Source organism: Streptomyces durocortorensis (assembly GCF_031760065.1).
GTDB lineage: Bacteria > Actinomycetota > Actinomycetes > Streptomycetales > Streptomycetaceae > Streptomyces.
In genome coordinates, this window is record NZ_CP134500.1 from 3,692,634 (window position 1) to 3,709,426 (window position 16,793).

General features: G+C 69.9%; 13 protein-coding genes, 1 tRNA gene and 2 pseudogenes. 8 read left to right on the forward strand and 8 right to left on the reverse strand.

Features of this window, described 5'->3' with window-relative positions:
* Nucleotides 1-10 precede the first annotated feature (10 nt).
* Nucleotides 11-739 carry a class E sortase gene (locus RI138_RS16290; protein ID WP_096633013.1) on the forward strand — a complete coding sequence of 243 codons (729 nt, stop codon included), beginning with the start codon at nt 11-13 and terminating at the stop codon, nt 737-739.
* A 108-nt stretch (nt 740-847) separates the two neighbouring features.
* Here the strand turns inward: RI138_RS16290 and pknB are convergent, their stop codons facing one another.
* The 6 genes from pknB to RI138_RS16320 all read right to left on the reverse strand — a co-directional run bounded on the left by pknB (nt 848) and on the right by RI138_RS16320 (nt 8,898).
* Nucleotides 848-2,821, reverse strand: a complete 1,974-nt coding sequence (pknB, locus tag RI138_RS16295) for a Stk1 family PASTA domain-containing Ser/Thr kinase (RefSeq protein WP_311120511.1) — start codon at nt 2,819-2,821, stop codon at nt 848-850.
* A gap of 172 nt (nt 2,822-2,993) precedes the next feature.
* Entirely contained in the window at nt 2,994-4,451 is a 1,458-nt protein-coding gene (locus RI138_RS16300) for a peptidoglycan D,D-transpeptidase FtsI family protein (protein WP_311120512.1), read from the reverse strand.
* Nucleotides 4,448-5,848, reverse strand: a complete 1,401-nt coding sequence (locus tag RI138_RS16305) for an FtsW/RodA/SpoVE family cell cycle protein (protein ID WP_096633010.1) — start codon at nt 5,846-5,848, stop codon at nt 4,448-4,450. The genes RI138_RS16300 and RI138_RS16305 overlap by 4 nt, the downstream gene beginning before the upstream one ends.
* Before the next feature lie 22 nt (nt 5,849-5,870).
* Entirely contained in the window at nt 5,871-7,370 is a 1,500-nt protein-coding gene (locus tag RI138_RS16310; RefSeq protein ID WP_311122910.1) for a Stp1/IreP family PP2C-type Ser/Thr phosphatase, read from the reverse strand.
* Between the two features lie 135 nt (nt 7,371-7,505).
* Nucleotides 7,506-8,024, reverse strand: a complete 519-nt coding sequence (locus RI138_RS16315; RefSeq protein WP_096633008.1) for an FHA domain-containing protein FhaB/FipA — start codon at nt 8,022-8,024, stop codon at nt 7,506-7,508.
* Nucleotides 8,025-8,034: 10 nt separating this feature from the next.
* Nucleotides 8,035-8,898 (reverse strand): DUF3662 and FHA domain-containing protein, encoded by an 864-nt coding sequence (locus tag RI138_RS16320; RefSeq protein ID WP_311120513.1) that lies wholly within the window; start codon nt 8,896-8,898, stop codon nt 8,035-8,037.
* Between the two features lie 317 nt (nt 8,899-9,215).
* On the opposite strand from RI138_RS16320, the gene RI138_RS16325 reads away from it, so the two are divergent.
* Together RI138_RS16325 and RI138_RS16330 are read left to right on the forward strand one after the other, a co-directional pair.
* A tRNA-Leu gene (locus tag RI138_RS16325) sits at nt 9,216-9,298 on the forward strand.
* Nucleotides 9,299-9,590: 292 nt separating this feature from the next.
* Entirely contained in the window at nt 9,591-10,370 is a 780-nt protein-coding gene (locus RI138_RS16330) for a ScbR family autoregulator-binding transcription factor (RefSeq protein ID WP_311120514.1), read from the forward strand.
* A 161-nt stretch (nt 10,371-10,531) separates the two neighbouring features.
* Here RI138_RS16330 and RI138_RS16335 read toward each other — a convergent pair.
* A pseudogene (locus RI138_RS16335) lies at nt 10,532-11,036 on the reverse strand (NAD(P)H-dependent oxidoreductase); the annotation flags it as partial.
* Between RI138_RS16335 and RI138_RS16340 the strand changes: the two are divergent.
* From RI138_RS16340 to RI138_RS16360, 5 genes and pseudogenes are all read left to right on the forward strand, one after another.
* Nucleotides 11,036-11,233: pseudogene (locus RI138_RS16340) on the forward strand (winged helix-turn-helix transcriptional regulator); the annotation flags it as partial. The pseudogenes RI138_RS16335 and RI138_RS16340 sit on opposite strands and share 1 nt — an antisense overlap.
* 110 nt (nt 11,234-11,343) lie before the next feature.
* Nucleotides 11,344-12,447, forward strand: a complete 1,104-nt coding sequence (locus tag RI138_RS16345) for an ABC-2 transporter permease (RefSeq protein ID WP_311120515.1) — start codon at nt 11,344-11,346, stop codon at nt 12,445-12,447.
* Nucleotides 12,448-12,689: 242 nt separating this feature from the next.
* Nucleotides 12,690-14,123: a DUF2252 domain-containing protein gene (locus RI138_RS16350; protein ID WP_311120516.1), complete on the forward strand. Its 1,434-nt coding sequence runs from the start codon at nt 12,690-12,692 to the stop codon at nt 14,121-14,123.
* 125 nt (nt 14,124-14,248) lie between these two features.
* Nucleotides 14,249-15,181: a J domain-containing protein gene (locus RI138_RS16355; protein ID WP_311120517.1), complete on the forward strand. Its 933-nt coding sequence runs from the start codon at nt 14,249-14,251 to the stop codon at nt 15,179-15,181.
* A 46-nt stretch (nt 15,182-15,227) separates the two neighbouring features.
* Nucleotides 15,228-15,572 (forward strand): rhodanese-like domain-containing protein, encoded by a 345-nt coding sequence (locus RI138_RS16360; protein ID WP_096628878.1) that lies wholly within the window; start codon nt 15,228-15,230, stop codon nt 15,570-15,572.
* Between the two features lie 25 nt (nt 15,573-15,597).
* Here RI138_RS16360 and RI138_RS16365 read toward each other — a convergent pair whose 3' ends face one another.
* The gene (locus tag RI138_RS16365; protein WP_311120518.1) at nt 15,598-16,755 is read right to left on the reverse strand and encodes an acyl-CoA dehydrogenase family protein; all 1,158 of its coding nucleotides are present in this window, start codon (nt 16,753-16,755) and stop codon (nt 15,598-15,600) included.
* Nucleotides 16,756-16,793 lie beyond the last annotated feature (38 nt).

The window sequence follows — 16,793 nt, forward strand, 5'->3', positions numbered from 1 at the left end:
GGGCGGTGCGGTGGCAGCGAGGACCGAGCACGACGAGCGGACGGACGCGTCCGCGCGCCCGGCGCGCAAGCCCTCCCGGCACCCCGTCGCGACGGCCGTCAGCCTCTTCGGCGAGCTGCTGATCACCGCGGGCCTGGTGCTCGCGCTCTTCGTCGCGTACTCCCTGTGGTGGACCAACGTCCTCGCCGACCGCGAGGCCGACCGGCAGGGTGACACGGTCCGCAGCCGCTGGGCGGACGGCCCGGGTGCCCTGGACACCAAGGACGGCATCGGCTTCCTGCACGTACCCGCCATGAAGAACGGCGAGGTGCTGGTCAAGAAGGGCACCGACCCCGAGACCCTGAACAACGGCATCGCGGGCTACTACACGGACCCGGTCGAATCCGCGCTCCCCTGGGACGACGAGGGCAACTTCACGCTGGCCGCGCACCGCGACGGGCACGGCGCCAAGTTCCACAACATCCACAAGCTGAAGAACGGTGATCCGGTCGTCTTCGAGACCAAGGACACCTGGTACATCTACAAGGTCTACAAGACGCTCCCCGAGACCTCGAAGTTCAACGTCGACGTCATCCAGCCGGTCCCGGAGGAGTCGGGCGTCGAGGAGCCGGGCCGCTACATCACGCTGACGACCTGCACGCCGGTCTACACCTCGAAGTACCGGTACATCGTGTGGGGCGAGCTGGAGCGTACGGAGAAGGTCGACAAGGACCGCACGAAGCCGGTGGAGCTGCTCTAGTCTCCGCAGCCTGTGCGCAACCGCCTGTATGTACGGGGAATGCCCCGGTCACCGCAATGGTGACCGGGGCATTCCCCGTACGTATGCCGGGATGGGCGGCGGGCGTGGTCAGTCGCCCCGGCCTCCGAAGAGACCGCCCCCGCGGCCCTCGACGGTGACGAGGGTGATGGTGCTGCCCTTCTCCGCCTGGCTGTTGGGCGCCGGCTGGCTGGTGATCACCCGGGCGTCCGGCTTGTCGACCGAGCCCGGGGAGAGCTGGACCACGAAGCCGAGCCCTTCGAGCTGGCCCTTGACGTCCTGGTACGACTTGTTGCCGATGTCACCGGGGATCTGGACCTGCTCCGGCTCCGCCGGGCCCTTGGAGACCTTGAGGACGATCTGCGCGTCCTTGGCCTGCTTTCCGGGCGTCGGGGACTGCTCGATGACGGTGCCCTGCGGCTGGTCCGAGTCGACGTCGCTCCGCGAGATGTTGCTGAAGCCGATGCCCCGCAGCTGCTGTTCCGCCGCCTCGAAGGTGCGGTTCCGCATGTCCGGCAGGTCCAGCAGGGCCTGCTTGGCGATGGTGATGGTGATCTCGGACCCGTCATCGGCCTTCTCGCCGCCCTTGGGGTCCTGCTCGATCACCGTGTTCTCGGTCTTCTCGGACTCCTCGGTGACGACGTTGACCGTGAAGCCCTTCTCCTCCAGGACGTCGCGGGCGCCGTCCTCGGACTTCTCCAGGACGTTGGGGACCTCGATCTTCGGTGCGCCGGTGGACACGATGACGGTGACGGTGCCGTCCTTGTCCATCATCACGCCGCTCGTGGGGTCCTGCGAGCAGATCTCGCCCTTCTCCTGTTCCTCGCAGGGTTCCTCGGCGCCGACGGTGATCTTGACGCCGGCGTTGTCCGCGAGTCTCTCCGCTTCCTTGACCGTGGAGCCCACCAGGTTCGGCGCTTTGAGCTGGCCGTCGTCGCTGGTGGGGGAGAAGACGACCCGGCCGATCAGGATCGCGCCGATCAGTACCAGGATGCCCGCGACGACCAGCAGGATCGTCGAGGTGTTGCTCTTCTTCTGCTGGCGCCGGCGTCCGGACCGGTCGTCGTAGCCGTAACCGCCGTCGTCCGGGTTGACCGGCGGCAGCATCGAGGTCTGCCCGTTGTTCGGGTCGGCCGGGCGCAGGGCGGTGGTGGGCTGGTCGGCGTTGTAGCCGTCGTAGCCCCCGTACCCCGCAGCGCCCATCGCCGCCGTGGCCGCGACCGGCTGGCCGTCGAGGCAGGCCTCGATGTCGGCCCGCATCTCGTCGGCGGACTGGTAGCGGTAGTCCGGGTCCTTGGTCAGCGCCTTGAGGACGATCGCGTCCATCTCGGGCGTGATCTCGGGGTCGAAGTTGCTCGGCGGCTGCGGTTCCTCCCGCACGTGCTGGTAGGCCACCGCGACGGGAGAGTCCCCGACGAACGGGGGCCGCACCGCGAGGAGCTCGTACAGCAGGCAGCCGGTGGAATACAGGTCGGAGCGGGCGTCGACCTGCTCGCCCTTGGCCTGCTCCGGGGAGAGGTACTGGGCGGTGCCGATGACGGCGGCGGTCTGCGTCATCGTCATCCCGGAGTCGCCCATGGCGCGGGCGATGCCGAAGTCCATGACCTTGACCTGGCCGGTGCGCGTCAGCATGACGTTCGCGGGCTTGATGTCGCGGTGGACGATCTGGGCGCGGTGCGAGTATTCGAGGGCCTGGAGGATGCCGACCGTCATCTCCAGCGTGCGCTCGGGGAGCAGCCTGCGACCGGAGTGCAGCAGCTCTCTCAGCGTCGACCCGTCGACGTACTCCATCACGATGTACGGGATGGAGACCCCGTCGACGTAGTCCTCGCCGGTGTCGTACACGGCGACGATCGCGGGGTGGTTGAGCGAGGCGGCCGACTGGGCCTCACGGCGGAACCGGGCCTGGAAGGACGGGTCGCGGGCCAGATCGGCCCGGAGCGTCTTCACCGCTACGGTGCGGCCGAGCCGGGTGTCGTGCGCGAGGTAGACCTCGGCCATGCCACCACGGCCGAGCACCGAGCCCAGCTCGTACCGGCCGCCGAGGCGACGCGGCTCTTCCATAACTGTTCCAGCCCTCTCCGTCAGTCCCGACCGCACCCGTGTGTGGTCCGCGGCGGTGCGCTGTTCGCGCATACGCTACCGGGCACCGGTGATGTGATCAGCCCGCACCCGTCAGCCGATATCCGACCGGTATGCGATGTCCGGTATGGATGGACGGCCGCCGTGACGGGTCTCACTTCTTGCTGTCGATGACCGCCTTCATCACGTTCTTCGCGATCGGGGCGGCCAGCCCACCACCGGAGATGTCGTCCCGGTTGGCGTTGCCGTCCTCGACCACGACGGCGACGGCGACCGGGGAGCCGTTGTCGGTCTTCGCGTACGAGATGAACCAGGCGTAGGGCTTCTCGCTGTTGTTCAGACCGTGCTGTGCGGTACCGGTCTTGCCGCCCACTGTGACGCCGGGGATCTGCGCGTTGGTTCCCGTGCCGTCGTTGACGACGGTCTCCATCATCTGCTGGACCTTCTGGGCGTTCTCACCGGAGAGCGCGCGGCTGAGCTCTTCGGGCTCGTGGGTGTAGACCGGGTCCAGGTTGGGCGCCTGACGCTCGGCGACCATGTACGGATCCATCAGTTTGCCGTCGTTGGCGATGGCCGCGGCGACCATGGCCATCTGGAGCGGGGTGGTGCGGTTGGACGCCTGGCCGATGCCCGCCATGGCGTTCTGCGGCCTGTTGTCCTCGGGGTAGATGCTCGCGTCGGCGCGGACGGGTGTGAAGACTTCCTTGTTGAAACCGAACTTGTCCGTCTGCTCGATCATCTTCTGGTTGCCGAGGTCGTCGCTGATCTTCCCGAAGACGGTGTTGCAGGACCAGCGCAGGGCCTCCCGCAGCGAGGCGTCCTTGCAGGGGATGCTGCCCTCGTTCTTCAGCTGGACGGTGGACTGCGGCAGGGTCCAGGGCAGCGGGGAGTCGGTCTTGGCGTCGATGTCGTCGTAGAGCCCGTTCTCCAGGGCGGCGGCGGCGGTGACGACCTTGAAGGTGGAGCCCGGGGGGTAGGTCTCGCGCAATGCCCGGTTGAGCATCGGCTTGTCCTTGTCCTTCAGGAGCTGCTGCCGGTCGTCCGAGTCCTTGAACGAGTTCCCGGCGAAGACCGAGGGGTCGTAGGACGGGGTGCTGGCGAGAGCGAGGATGGCGCCCGTCTTCGGATCAAGGGCGACGACCGCGCCCTTCTTCTTTCCGAGCCCCTCGAAGGCGGCCTTCTGAGCGTCGCCGTTGAGAGTGGTGACGACGTTGCCGCCGCGCTTCTTGTCTCCCGTGAACATCGACAGCGTCCGGTCGAAGAACAGCTGGTCGCTGTTGCCGGTCAGGATGCCGTCCTCAAGGTTCTCCAGCTGCGAGGAGCCGAAGGCCTGCGAGGAGTAGCCGGTCACGGGGGCCCACAGGGGGCCGTCCTTCCAGACCCGCTTGTAGGTGAAGTCGCTGTCCTCGGTCTCGACGGAGCCGGTGATCGCCTTGCCGTCGACGATGATGTCGCCGCGCTCGTGGGCGTACCGCTCGATTTCGACGCGGCGGTTGTACTTGTGGCTGTTCAGCTCGTCGGCACGGACGTACTGGAGCCAGTTGTCCCGGATGAGAAGGGCGAGGATGAGGATGCCGCAGAAGATCGCGATCCGGCGCAGAGGCTTGTTCACGGTCGGACCACCTGGGTCATCTCGGCGTCCGTGGACGGGGCAGGGGCGGGCGCCGGCCGTCGGGCGGTGTCGCTGATCCGGATCAGGATGGCGATCAGAGCCCAGTTGGCGAGCACGGACGAACCACCGGCGGCGAGGAAGGGCATCGTCATACCGGTGAGCGGGATGAGGCCCATGACCCCACCGGCGACGACGAAGACCTGGATCGCGAAGGCACCGGAGAGCCCGATGGCCAGCAGCTTGCCGAACGGGTCGCGGGCGGCCAGCGCGGTGCGTACACCGCGCTCGATGATCAGCCCGTACAGCAGGAGGAAGGCCATCACGCCGGCGAGGCCGAGCTCCTCGCCCACGGTGGCGAGGATGAAGTCCGTGTTGGCCGCGAACAGGATCAGGTCGGAGTGGCCCTGGCCGAGCCCGGTGCCGAGCGTCCCGCCGGAACCGAAGGACATCAGCACCTGGGCCATCTGCTCACTGGCGGGATGCGTGCCCCAGCCGGCGAACGGGTCGAGCCAGGCGGTGACGCGGTCCTGCACGTGCGGCTCGAAGGAGGCCACACCGACGGCGCCCACGGCCGACATGGTCAGGCCGAAGACGATCCAGCTGGTGCGCTCGGTCGCCACGTAGAGCATGACGACGAACATGCCGAAGAAGAGGAGCGAGGTGCCGAGGTCCGTCTCGAAGACGAGGATCAGGATCGACATCGCCCAGATGGCCAGGATCGGTCCGAGGTCACGCCCGCGGGGCAGGTAGAGCCCCATGAAGCGGCGGCTGGCCAGAGCCAGGGCGTCGCGCTTCACCATCAGATAGCCGGAGAAGAAGATCGCGATGACGATCTTCGCGAACTCGCCGGGCTGGAGGGAGCCGATCCCCGGGATGGTGATCCAGATCCGCGCGCCGAACTGCGGCGGGAAGAACATCGGCAGGATCAGCAGGATGAGCGCCACCACCATGGAGATGTAGGTGTAGCGCTGGAGGATGCGGTGGTCCTTGAGCAGGATCAGCACCCCGACGAAGAGGGCGACCCCCATCGCCGAGAAGAGCAGCTGCTTGGACGCGGCGGGCGCGAAGTTGGGGTGGTTGAGCAGCCGTTCCGACTGGTCCAGGCGCCAGATGAGCGCCAGCCCCAGCCCGTTCAGCAGTGTTGCCAGCGGCAGCAGCAACGGATCGGCGTACTTGGCGAACCTCCGCACCACGAGGTGGGCCACCCCGCCGAGCAGCGCGAGCCCCGCCCCGTAGCCGAGCATCCCCGAGGGCAGTTCGCCGTTGAGGGCGAGCCCCACGTTGGCGTAGGCGAACACCGAGATGGCGACGGCGAAGATGACGAGCGCCAGCTCGGTGTTGCGGCGGCTCGGTGCGTCGATCGCGCCGATGGTGGTCGTATTGGTGACAACGCTCATGGTGCTGAAGGCCCCCTACGGCTTACTGCTTACCGCACTGCGGGACCAGCTTCTTCTCTTCCTCCGAGAGGCTGGGGCCGGGAGTGGGAGCTGTGGTCGACTTGGTCCCCTTGGCGGAGAACGTGGCGGAAGTCCTGGTGGCGGGGGCCCCGGCGGTGCCGCCGGCCTCGCCCTCGCCGGTACGGGCCCGGTTCTCGGCCTCGGCCGCGCGGCGCTGCGCGTCCTTCTTGCAGGCGGAGGCCTGGGCGGCGAGCTCGGCGACCTTCTCACGGGCGTCCTTGAGGCTGCCCTCGGCGATGGTCGCCTCGACCTGCTTGCGCTGGTAGGGCGGCAGGTACTTGAGCTCGATCTCGGGGTGGTCCTTCTCGACCTTCGAGAGCGAGACCCAGGCGAGGTCCTGGCTGATGCCCCGGAACAGCGCGACGTTCTCGTTCTGTGCGCCGACGTAGTACTGGGTCTGCGTCCAGCGGAAGCCGCCGTACAGTCCCCCGCCGATCACGGCCAGCGCGAGCACGATGTAGACGGACCGCTTGAGCCATTTACGGCCGCCGCCCCGCTTGACGTAGTCGTCGTCCGTGTAGGCGTCGTAGGGGCCGTCCGGCATGCCGTCGTAGCCGACGTCGCCGCTGCCGGGCGGGCCGAAGCCGCCGGCGGGCGGTGGGGTGGGGCGGCCGAGGCCGGCCGCGCGTCCGGCGGGCGTCTGCATGGCCCCGCCGTCGCCCAGCTGGGCCTGGTTCTCGGCGACCGCGCCGACGACGACCGGGGTGTCGTTGAGCTGCCCGGCCAGGGTGTCGTTGCTGTCGACGTCCAGGACGTCGGCCACGATGCAGGTGATGTTGTCGGGGCCGCCGCCGCGCAGAGCGAGCTGGATCAGCTCCTGGATGGTCTCCTGCGGGCCCTGGTAGCTGGCCAGGGTCTCTTCCATCGTCTGGTGGGAGACGACGCCGGAGAGGCCGTCGGAGCAGATCAGGTAGCGGTCGCCGGCGCGGACTTCACGGATGGAGAGGTCCGGCTCGACATGGTCGCCGCTGCCCAGCGCCCGCATCAGCAGGGAGCGCTGGGGGTGGGTGGTGGCCTCTTCCTCGGTGATCCGGCCCTCGTCGACGAGACGCTGTACCCAGGTGTGGTCCTGGGTGATCTGCGTCAGGACGCCGTCGCGCAGCAGATAGGCGCGGGAGTCGCCGACGTGGACCAGGCCGAGCCGCTGGCCGGTCCAGAGCAGGGCGGTGAGCGTGGTGCCCATGCCCTCCAGCTGGGGGTCCTCCTCGACCATGACACGCAGTTGGTCGTTGGCCTGCTGGACCGCGGTGCCCAGCGAGGTCAGGAGGTCGGAGCCCGGTACGTCGTCGTCGAGCTGGACGAGCGTGGAGATCACCTCGGAGCTGGCGACCTCCCCGGCCGCCTGACCGCCCATGCCGTCGGCGATGGCGAGGAGCCGGGGGCCGGCATAGCCGGAGTCCTCGTTGCCCTCGCGGATCATGCCCTTGTGCGACCCGGCGGCGAAGCGCAGCGACAGACTCATGCGCACCTGCCCCGTCGACTCCGCCTCGGGGTACAGCCTGTCTCGAGCCACACTGCCCACCCTCCGGTCGGGAACCGGCCGGCGTCCGTCGTCCAGGCCGCCGCGGCTCGCTCGCTCCGCTCGCTCATTGTCGTACTACTTCCGCAGCTCGATGACGGTCTTGCCGATACGGATCGGCGCGCCCAGCGGAACTGGTGTCGGGGTGGTGAGCCGGGTCCGGTCCAGATACGTGCCGTTGGTGGACCCGAGATCCTCGACGATCCACTGGCCGTCACGGTCCGGGTAGATCCTGGCATGCCTGCTGGACGCGTAGTCGTCGTCCAGCACGATGGTTGAATCGTGGGCCCGGCCCAGGGTGATGGTCTGGCCCTGGAGCGCGACCGTCGTGCCCGTGAGCGTGCCTTCGGACACGACCAGCTTTGTGGGTGCCCCGCGGCGCTGCCGACCGGGCTGCTGGCGCTGCTGAGGCGGCGCCGCCTGTTGTTGTGTGCGGCCCTGCTGAGGGCGCGCGTCGGCGGCAGTGCGGCGTGAGCCGCGCTGCGTGACGCGCGTTCCGAACAGGTCGCTGCGGATGACCTGGACGGCCACGATGACGAACAGCCACAGAACAGCCAGGAAACCTAGCCGCATGACCGTCAGGGTCAGCTCTGACATTGCCCCCGCTTCACCCTTCGGCTTGCCGGTAAACGATGGTGGTGCTGCCCACGACGATCCGCGAGCCGTCGCGGAGCGTAGCGCGGGTGGTGTGCTGCCCGTCTACCACGATGCCGTTGGTAGACCCGAGATCCTGGATCGTCGAGGGCGTTCCGGTCCGGATCTCACAGTGCCGGCGCGATACGCCGGGGTCGTCGATCCGCACGTCGGCGTCGGTGCTGCGTCCCAGCACCAGCGTCGGGCGGGAGATCTGATGGCGGGTGCCGTTGATCTCGATCCAGCGCCGCGTCTGCGCGTCCGGCAGGGGGCCGGGCGCGGCGGGCGGGCGCCGGTCGGTCGTGGGACCCGAGGGCCGTCCGGCGCCGGGCGGCGGGGCCGCGGGCATCGGCGGAGCGGCGGTCGGGGGGTAGCCGTAGCCGCCGGGAGCCTGCGGCGCGGCGGGCCGCCCGGGGGCGGGGCGCTGGGGCTGGCCGTGACCGGGCTGGTCCAGCTGTGACGAACTCGACGCCAGAGTGCGGCTGCGCACCCTGTAGAGGCCGGTGTCGAGGTCGTCGGCCTTCTCCAGGTGGACCTTGATCGGTCCCATGAAGGTGTAGCGCTGCTGCTTGGCGTAGTCACGCACCAGGCCGGACAGTTCGTCGCCCAGCTGGCCCGAGTACGGGCTGAGCCGCTCGTAGTCGGGTGTGCTGAGCTCGACGATGAAGTCATTGGGGACGACGGTCCGTTCGCGGTTCCAGATCGTCGCGTTGTTGTCGCACTCCCGCTGGAGGGCGCCCGCGATCTCGACCGGCTGTACCTCGGACTTGAAAACCTTGGCGAAGGTGCCGTTGACCAGCCCTTCGAGGCGCTGCTCGAAACGCTTCATGACCCCCATGGGGCACCTCCTCCGGTGTCATCGTCGTTGTACCGCTTACTGATCGTATCCACGCGTCGGGAAATCGGCTGGTTCCCCTTGTCTGGCCTGTGGATGAGTGTCACCCCTCACACGGATCGTAGAGGTGGCCTCCTCACAGTGTCCCGCACCCGAGACACACTCTGGAGGAGTGGGGGCGGCGGCTCGGGGTTCCCGCTCCGCGTCCGGAGGTCGGGGTGAAACAACGGATGTGAATCCACCCTGTCCAGCGTGCTAATCTTCCGGATGTCGCCAGGCGCTCGCACCAAACGGTGAGAGAGTCTGAAAACACCACTCATGCGCGAGTGGCGGAACGGCAGACGCGCTGGCTTCAGGTGCCAGTGTCCTTAGGGACGTGGGGGTTCAAATCCCCCCTCGCGCACAACAGCAGTCACTCGTGACTGCGAAGTTGATTCGATAGGCCCCCGCTTCGGAGAGATCCGGAGCGGGGGTTCTTCGTTGTTCCGGGGCGTCTGTGTTTTTGACGGGCGGGCGGGGTACGGGCAGCCCGGTAGGGGAGGGGCGCGGTCGGTGGCCCGTCCGCGGGGGCGCGGTTTCCGGACAGACCGATGGCCGGTGCAACGACGCGCTTGCTTACGCTGAATGCAGAGGTTGGATCGACGGCGGCTCGGCGGTGCAGGGCTGAGCCGCACAGAACGTCCCGGAGGCAGGAAATGGCGAAGCAGGCTCGCGCGGTCCAGACGTGGCGGTCGATCGTGGACGCCGCGGCGAGTGTCTTCGACGACTACGGCTACGAGCGTGCCGCCATCTCGGAGATTCTCCGCCGTGCCAAGGTGACCAAGGGGGCGCTGTACTTCCACTTCGCCTCCAAGGAAGCGATCGCGCAGGCGATCATGGACGAGCAGACCTCGACGGTGGAGTTCTCGCAGGAGGGCTCCCCCCTCCAGTCCCTGGTGGACGGCGGTCAGCAGTTCGCCTTCGCTCTGCGCCACAACGCGATGGCCCGCGCCGGTACGAGGCTGTCGATCGAGGGCGTCTTCCTCGGCGGCCCGCACCCGTGGGGTGACTGGATCGACGCGACGGCCCGGATGCTGGAGCTGGGGAAGGAGCGCGGCGAGGTGTTTCCCCAGATCGACCCGATGGTGTCGGCCAAGATCATCGTCGCCTCGTTCACCGGTATTCAACTGGTTTCGGAGGCCGACACCGGTCGCGCTGACCTGCGCGAGCAGGTGGCGGAGATGTGGCGCCACATCCTGCCGTCGATCGCCCACCCCGGTGTCATCGCCCACATCAAGCCGGAGGGCCGGGTGGACCTGGCGGCCCAGGCGCGCGAACAGGCGGAGCGCGAGGCTCGGGAGGCGGAGGAGGCCCGGACGGCGCAGGAGGTGCGGGAGGCGCGGGAGCTGCGGGAGCAGGAGGTCGGTCGTACGGCTGCCGTTGCCGCGGCTGACGACGCGAAGGGCGCGGGTGTGGCGGCCGGAGGGCTCACCTGATCAGCCCGTAGGGCGTGCTGCGTTTCACGTTCGTGAGGCGTGCTGTGTTTCACGTGAAACACCCGATTCGTCATGATCATCATGTGGCAGGGCCGCGGAGCTCGTAGGAGCTTCGCGGTCCTGTTCGTGTTGGGCTCCGCGTTGGGCTTCGCGTTGGGTTCTCAGGCGGCGAGGCGGGAGGCGAGGCGTTGGCCTTCTCCCGGGCGTCGGTAAATGCCTTGGTGCGGGAGGCCTCGGTGAGCGGGATCAGCTCGGCCGTCGACGGCTGCGAGTGGGCGAGGGCCAGCTCCGGAACGATGAAGTACACCTGGACGGAGAGCATCGCCGTGAGCAGCTTCTCCGGGTAATCGTGAGCGGCTTCTCCAGGTAATTCTGGACAAATTCGAAGCTCTCGCGGGGGGTGCCCGGAGCGTATGAGCCACTGCGACTGGCGACGACGGTCACCGGGGTGCCGGTGATGGCGGAGTCCGGCCCCGCGTTGTGGCCCACGATGATCACTTGGTCCAGCCGGGCCTTGGGGGTGGACGGGATCGTGAAGTTGTACATCGGTGCGCCGATCAGGACGGCGTCCGCCGAGGCGAGCTCGTCGGCGAGTTCCCGGCGGGGCGGGTCATCGGTGCCCGCGGCCGCGGCGTCGGCGTTCAGGTGGGGCAGCGGATCGGCGGATCAGTGAGCGCAGGCTCTCGGACCGGCTGGCCGAACCCGGTGCGGCCGGCCTGGTGATCCGCGAGGTTGACGAAGGTCCGTCGTTGCGCGTCGCGTACCGCCTCACCGAGGCCGGTGCCGCGATGGAGCCCGTGCCGAAGGAGCTCGGGCGGTGGGCGGACGCCTACCTGGCGCCGGAGGTCGGCACCGGCTGCTGACGGCGCCCGCTCCGTTGTCTGTGCGGCTGGAGGAGGCTCTCGCCGACAATAAAGATGTATGCTACAGCTAATTAGTAGTTGTAGAAGCCAACCATTGGGAGATCGTTCAGATGCCCGCAGGCTCCCGTACCGTTCCTGGCGCCCCCGCAGGGACGCTGCGCCATGTGCTGGGTCACCTCCTCACGCCCCTGCTGATGTGCGTCGGCATGGGGCTCGCCTACCTGGGGGCCTTCCACGCTCCGCAGCCGCACGATCTGCGCGTGGACGTCGTCGGCTCCGGTCCGAGCGCGCGGATGCTGGCCCAGTCCCTCCAGGACAAGGCGGACGGCGCGCTGAACACGCGGACCGTGGCGGACCGCTCCACGGCAGTGGAGCACCTCCGGACCCAGAAGAGCTACGGGGCGTACCTACCGGGCGCCGCCCCCGAACTGCTGGTGGCCACCGCGTCGTCGGACACCAGCGCCACCGTCGTGGAGAAGGTCTTCACCGGGGTCGCGGCCGAGCAGGGCGCGCCCCTGAAGGTGGTGAACGTGGCGCCCACCGCGGACGGTGATCCGACCGGGCAGGGCGTCTTCTTCCTGCTGGTCGCGATCAGCATCGGCTCGTACGCCTCGGTCGCCGTGATCGGTGGTGCGGGCGGTGCCCTGCCGCTGCGGGTCAGGGCCGCGCTGGTGGCGGGTGCCTCGCTCGTGGTGAGCCTGATCGGCGCGGTGTTCGCGGGGCCGCTGTTCGGCCTGGTCGATCACGGCCTCGCCGGGCTGTGGGCGCTGGCCTGGCTCTACTCCGCGGGCATCCTGCTGATCGGGGTGGGGCTGCACACCTTCCTCAAGCGGTGGACGACGCTCGGCGTGATGGTCCTGTTCGTCATGCTCAACTTCACCAGCTCCGGCGGGATCTTCCGCCCCGAGCTCCAGCCCGGCTTCTTCGGCTCGCTGCACGCCTTCTGGAACGGTGCGGGCTTCGTCGAAGGGGTCCGCAGCCACGTCTACTTCGACGGGTACGCGTTCGGCGGCCATGTGCTCGTCCTCGTGCTCTGGTTCCTCGTGGGCCTGGCGGTGCTGGGCCTCGCAGGACTGGCCGAGGCGCGCAGGCGGGCGGAGCCGTCCGGGGGCGGGGACGTTGTACGGGAGACGGCGTCGCGGTCCTCCGGGGGGAAGCCCCGGCCCTACGGCGGGGAGCTGGAGGAAGAGCTGGAGGAGGCGGTCGGCGTCTGATCTGCGCCGGATCAGGCCGGACCCGCGACGGATCAGGGCCGGGCCAGCGCTCGATCGGGATCGGCTCGGATCGTCGTGGGATCGGCGGCCGACCGGACCGGGGCGGTCCGTAGTTGTCCACAGGCCCGGGCGGGTGTGCGGGAACGGCGGTACCGTCGTGCTCGGTCGCTGGCGGACAGGGCCGCTGACCGGCGGGGAGCCGGGCAGCCGGAGTGCGTACGAGGTGGGGGAGGCGACGCTCCATGAGCGGAACCGAGGCGACGATGCCGGAACAGCGAACTGCGGGGGCGGATCTGCGCATTCCGGTCGTGCCCGGGTTCGCCCGGCGCGGGGCATCGCTGTCGCAGAAGGCGGCGGGCAAGTCTCTCCGTGGCCGGGTGCCGCGTTCCGCGCACGCCTCGCTTGCCCTGCCACCGGGGCGGCCGGACGCGGTGCGGGCGGTCGAGGAGTCGAACCGAGGCCGGGTGCCCGGGCTGACGCCGATACGGGTCGGGCGGATGGCGGCCACCCCGTTCGCCTTCCTGCGGGGTGCGGCCGGGCTGATGGCCCACGACCTGACGGGCACCCCGGTCACCGGCGTGGGCGCCCAGCTCTGCGGCGACGCGCACGCGGCCAACTTCGGTCTCTATGGCGACGCTCGCGGCAGCCTGGTCATCGATCTGAACGACTTCGACGAGACCGTGTTCGGGCCCTGGGAGTGGGACCTCAAGCGGCTCGCCACCTCCCTGGTGCTCGCGGGCCGGGCGGCCGGGGCCGACGAGGACACCTGCCGCCGGGGCGCCTACGACGCCGTCGGCGCCTACCGGCGCACCATGCGGCTTCTGGCCCGGCTGCCCGCACTCGACGCCTGGAACGCCATCGCGGACGAGGAGCTCGTCTCGCACACCGACGCGCGTGATCTGGCGGGCACCCTGGAGCGGGTCTCGGAGAAGGCCCGCAACAACACCAGCGCCCGGTTCGCGGCCCGGTCGACGGAGGAGTGCCCAGACGGCGGTCGCCGCTTCGTCGACGCCCCGCCCGTGCTGCGCCGGGTGCAGGACGCCGAAGCCTCAGCAGTGGCGGCCGGGCTCGGCGGCTATCTCTCCACCGTCTCCGAGGACCGGGCGCCGCTGCTGGCCCGGTACGCGATCCACGACGTGGCCTTCCGCGTGGTCGGCACCGGCAGCGTGGGCACCCGGTCGTATGTGGTGCTGCTGCTCGACCACCGCAGCGAGCCGCTGGTACTCCAGGTGAAGGAGGCGCGCCCGTCGGTGCTCGCCCCCCATCTTCCGGCGGTCGGCTTCGATGTTCCGCAGGTGGACCACGAGGGCCGCCGGGTGGTGCTCGGGCAGAAGAGGATGCAGGTCGTCAGCGACATACTGCTCGGCTGGGCGGACGTCGACGGCAGGCCGTTCCAGGTGCGTCAGTTCAGGAACCGCAAGGGCAGCGTGGACCCCGCCGCGCTCGCAGCCGACCAGGTCGACGACTACGGGCGGATGACCGGTGCCCTGCTCGCGCGGGCGCACGCGCACAGCGCCGACCCCCGCCTGCTGGCGGGCTACTGCGGCAAGAACGACGAGCTCGACGAGGCGGTGGCGGCCTTCGCTGTGACGTACGCCGACCGTACGGAGGCGGATCACGCCGAGCTGGTGCGGGCGATCAAGGCGGGCCGGCTGGCCGCGGAGTTCGGTATATGACGGGTCCCTGAGGTGGTCCTTGGCCGGTCCTTGACGGGCCGCTGGCGGCTCCCCGAGGCGGTGGGCTCCGGGCCGGGGCCCACCGCGTGTGCCGGACCGCCGGGCCGTGGCCATACGCTGGACGGGTGACCCACGAAGCCGCCGGGGTGCCGACCACCCGGAACGATGATGACCGGCAGGACAACGACCGGCCGGACGCGCCGCAGCCCACGCCGGAAGCGCAGGGTGCGCCGGGCGACGCGGATGCTGCCGCCGGGCAGTCCGCCGAGCCGCAGGACGCCGCTGCGCGCCCCGAGGCGCGGCTCGCCAAGGCGGTGCAGGCCGCCGAGCAGGCGTTGATCGAGTTCGAGATCGCGGTGGAGACCTTCCGGGTGGAGGTCGAGAACTTCTCCCGGCTGCACCATCAGAAGCTCGGCCCGATGTACGCCCGCCTCGACGAGCTGGACGCCTTGATCGCCGAGGCGCGGGCCGCACGCACCGGTGACCCCGAGGACCAGCGCAAGGCCCGCGAGGCGCGGGCGGTGGTCATGCCGATGCCCGGCGTCGACGAGCTGTTCCACGACTGGATGGACACCGACGGGCTGTCCCCCGAGGCCGCTGCCATGCTCACCGAGCAGCCGGTCCGGCCGCCGAAGCGGGTCAGGCCGAGCGAGGAGGCCCGCAAGCTCTACCGGGATCTGGCTCGCAAGGCGCATCCGGACCTCGCCCAGGACGAGCCGGAGCGGGCGCGCCGGGACGAGTTCATCGCCCGGGTGAACGCCGCCTACGGCCGCGGCGATGTCGAGCTGCTCAAGGAGCTCGTGGCGGAGTGGGAGGCGGGTCCCGTGCAGCCGCCGGCCCCGCTGAGCGAGAGCGAGGAGCTCTACGCCCGGCTGGAGTGGCTCAGCAGGCGCAAGGAGCTGCTGACGGTGCTGGCCAAGGAGCTGGAGGAGAGCGCCATCGGCTCGATGCTCCGGATGGCCCCGGACGATCCGGACCAGCTGCTGGAGGACATCGGTGAGCAGTTGCTGGGCGAGGTGTCCCGGCGTGAGGCCGAGCTCGCGGAAATGGTGCAGTAGCGTTCCGGGTGACTCTGCCGCGTACGTACGAGAGAAGGCATGACCCATGAATTTCGCCCCGCTGCCCTCGGTGAACGCCGCGGAGGTGCCGTCGGACGGCTTCGTCCTGGACGTCCGCGAGAACGACGAGTGGGCGGCCGGTCACGTCGAGGGTGCGCTGCACATCCCGATGAGCGACTTCGTGGGCCGGTTCGGCGAGCTGACCGAGGCCGTCGAGGACGGCCGGCGCGTGCATGTGATGTGCCGGGTCGGCGGGCGGTCGGCCCAGGTCACCCAGTACCTGACCCAGCAGGGCATCGACGCGGTGAACATCGACGGCGGCATGCAGGCGTGGGACGGCGCCGGGCGCCCCATGGTCACGGACAACGGGACGCCGGCCTTCGTCCTCTGAGCGCTGCGGGGCCCGGGGCGAGCGGTCAGCCGAGCGGGTGGGCTGCCAACAGGTCCCCCAGGGCCTCTTCGTGGGCCGCGGCGGGGCCGAGGGAGAGTTCGATCTGCTTCGCCCAGGCGTGGAAGCGGTGCAGGGGGTAGTCGGTGTCCGCACCGAAGCCGCCGTGCAGATGCTGCGCGCTCTGCACGACGCGACGGACTCCGTCGGAGGCCCAGATCTTCGCCACCGCGATGTCTCCCGCAGCGGGCAACGGACCCCCGGCGTCGGTGGAGATCCGCCAGGCGGCCTGCCAGAGCGTCGCCTCCATCGCCCGCAGATCGATGTACCGGTCGGCGGCCTGCACCGCCACCGCTTGGAATGTGGCGACCGGGAACCCGAACTGCTCACGCTTGCCGGTGTATTCGGCGGTCATCTCCAGCACCCGCTCGCCCAGCCCGAGGGCCAGCGCGCAGGTGCCCGTGGTGAGCAGCGACCGTAGCCAGTCCCAGCATCCCGGGGCGTCGATCAGCTCACGGGCCTCGATGCGCACGGCGTCGAGCCGGACTTCGGCCAGCCGTTCGCCGCTGGTGGAGACCTGTTCCGCCAGGGTGACGCCGTCACGGGTGCGGTGCACGAGGGCCAGGACCGCGCCGCCCTCGGCGGTGTGGGCGGGCACGGCGATCCAGTCGGCCACCTGGGCCCAGGGAACCGCGGACTGCATCCCGTCGAGCACCCAGCCGGAGTCTCCTGGCGGCGTCTCGTTCTCTCCGTACGGCCGTGCGACGACGGCGAGTTCGGCAGGGTCGTGGCCGCTGCGCCCGTTGGCCCCGGCGGTCAGGATCAGCTCGCCCCTGGCGGCCCGGGGCAGCAACTCCGCCGCGAGGGTGCTCTCCCCGTACCGCTGGATCGTCATCGCGACCGCACAGCTCTCCAGCAGCGGCACCCGGGCCAACACCTTGGCCGACTCCCGCAGGACCAGGCAGAGCGTGATCGGGCCGAGCCCCGCGCCGCCGTGGTGCGGCGACAGAGTGAGCCCGAGCAGATCCGTACGCGCCAGCTCCTGCCACAGCTGCCGGTCGATGTCCTCCGCCACGGCGCCCGGTGTCAGGGCGGGGCTGGGCACCCGGTCGGGTGCGACGCCCGAGAAGACGGCCCTGGCCGCCTCGACGGCTGCCTGCTGTTCCTCGGTGAAGGTGAAGTCCACTGTTCCGGCCTCCCGCTAACCGTTGACGCCCTGACGGG

Bases quoted from the DNA above. Each gene is read 5' to 3' on its own strand.
- pknB (WP_311120511.1), bottom strand. From the start codon at position 2,821: ATGGAAGAGCCGCGTCGCCTCGGCGGCCGGTACGAGCTGGGCTCGGTG.
- RI138_RS16305 (WP_096633010.1), bottom strand. From the start codon at position 5,848: ATGAGCGTTGTCACCAATACGACCACCATCGGCGCGATCGACGCACCG.
- RI138_RS16310 (WP_311122910.1), bottom strand. From the start codon at position 7,370: ATGAGTCTGTCGCTGCGCTTCGCCGCCGGGTCGCACAAGGGCATGATC.
- RI138_RS16315 (WP_096633008.1), bottom strand. From the start codon at position 8,024: ATGTCAGAGCTGACCCTGACGGTCATGCGGCTAGGTTTCCTGGCTGTT.
- RI138_RS16320 (WP_311120513.1), bottom strand. From the start codon at position 8,898: ATGGGGGTCATGAAGCGTTTCGAGCAGCGCCTCGAAGGGCTGGTCAAC.
- RI138_RS16330 (WP_311120514.1), top strand. From the start codon at position 9,591: ATGGCGAAGCAGGCTCGCGCGGTCCAGACGTGGCGGTCGATCGTGGAC.
- RI138_RS16345 (WP_311120515.1), top strand. From the start codon at position 11,344: ATGCCCGCAGGCTCCCGTACCGTTCCTGGCGCCCCCGCAGGGACGCTG.
- RI138_RS16350 (WP_311120516.1), top strand. From the start codon at position 12,690: ATGAGCGGAACCGAGGCGACGATGCCGGAACAGCGAACTGCGGGGGCG.
- RI138_RS16360 (WP_096628878.1), top strand. From the start codon at position 15,228: ATGAATTTCGCCCCGCTGCCCTCGGTGAACGCCGCGGAGGTGCCGTCG.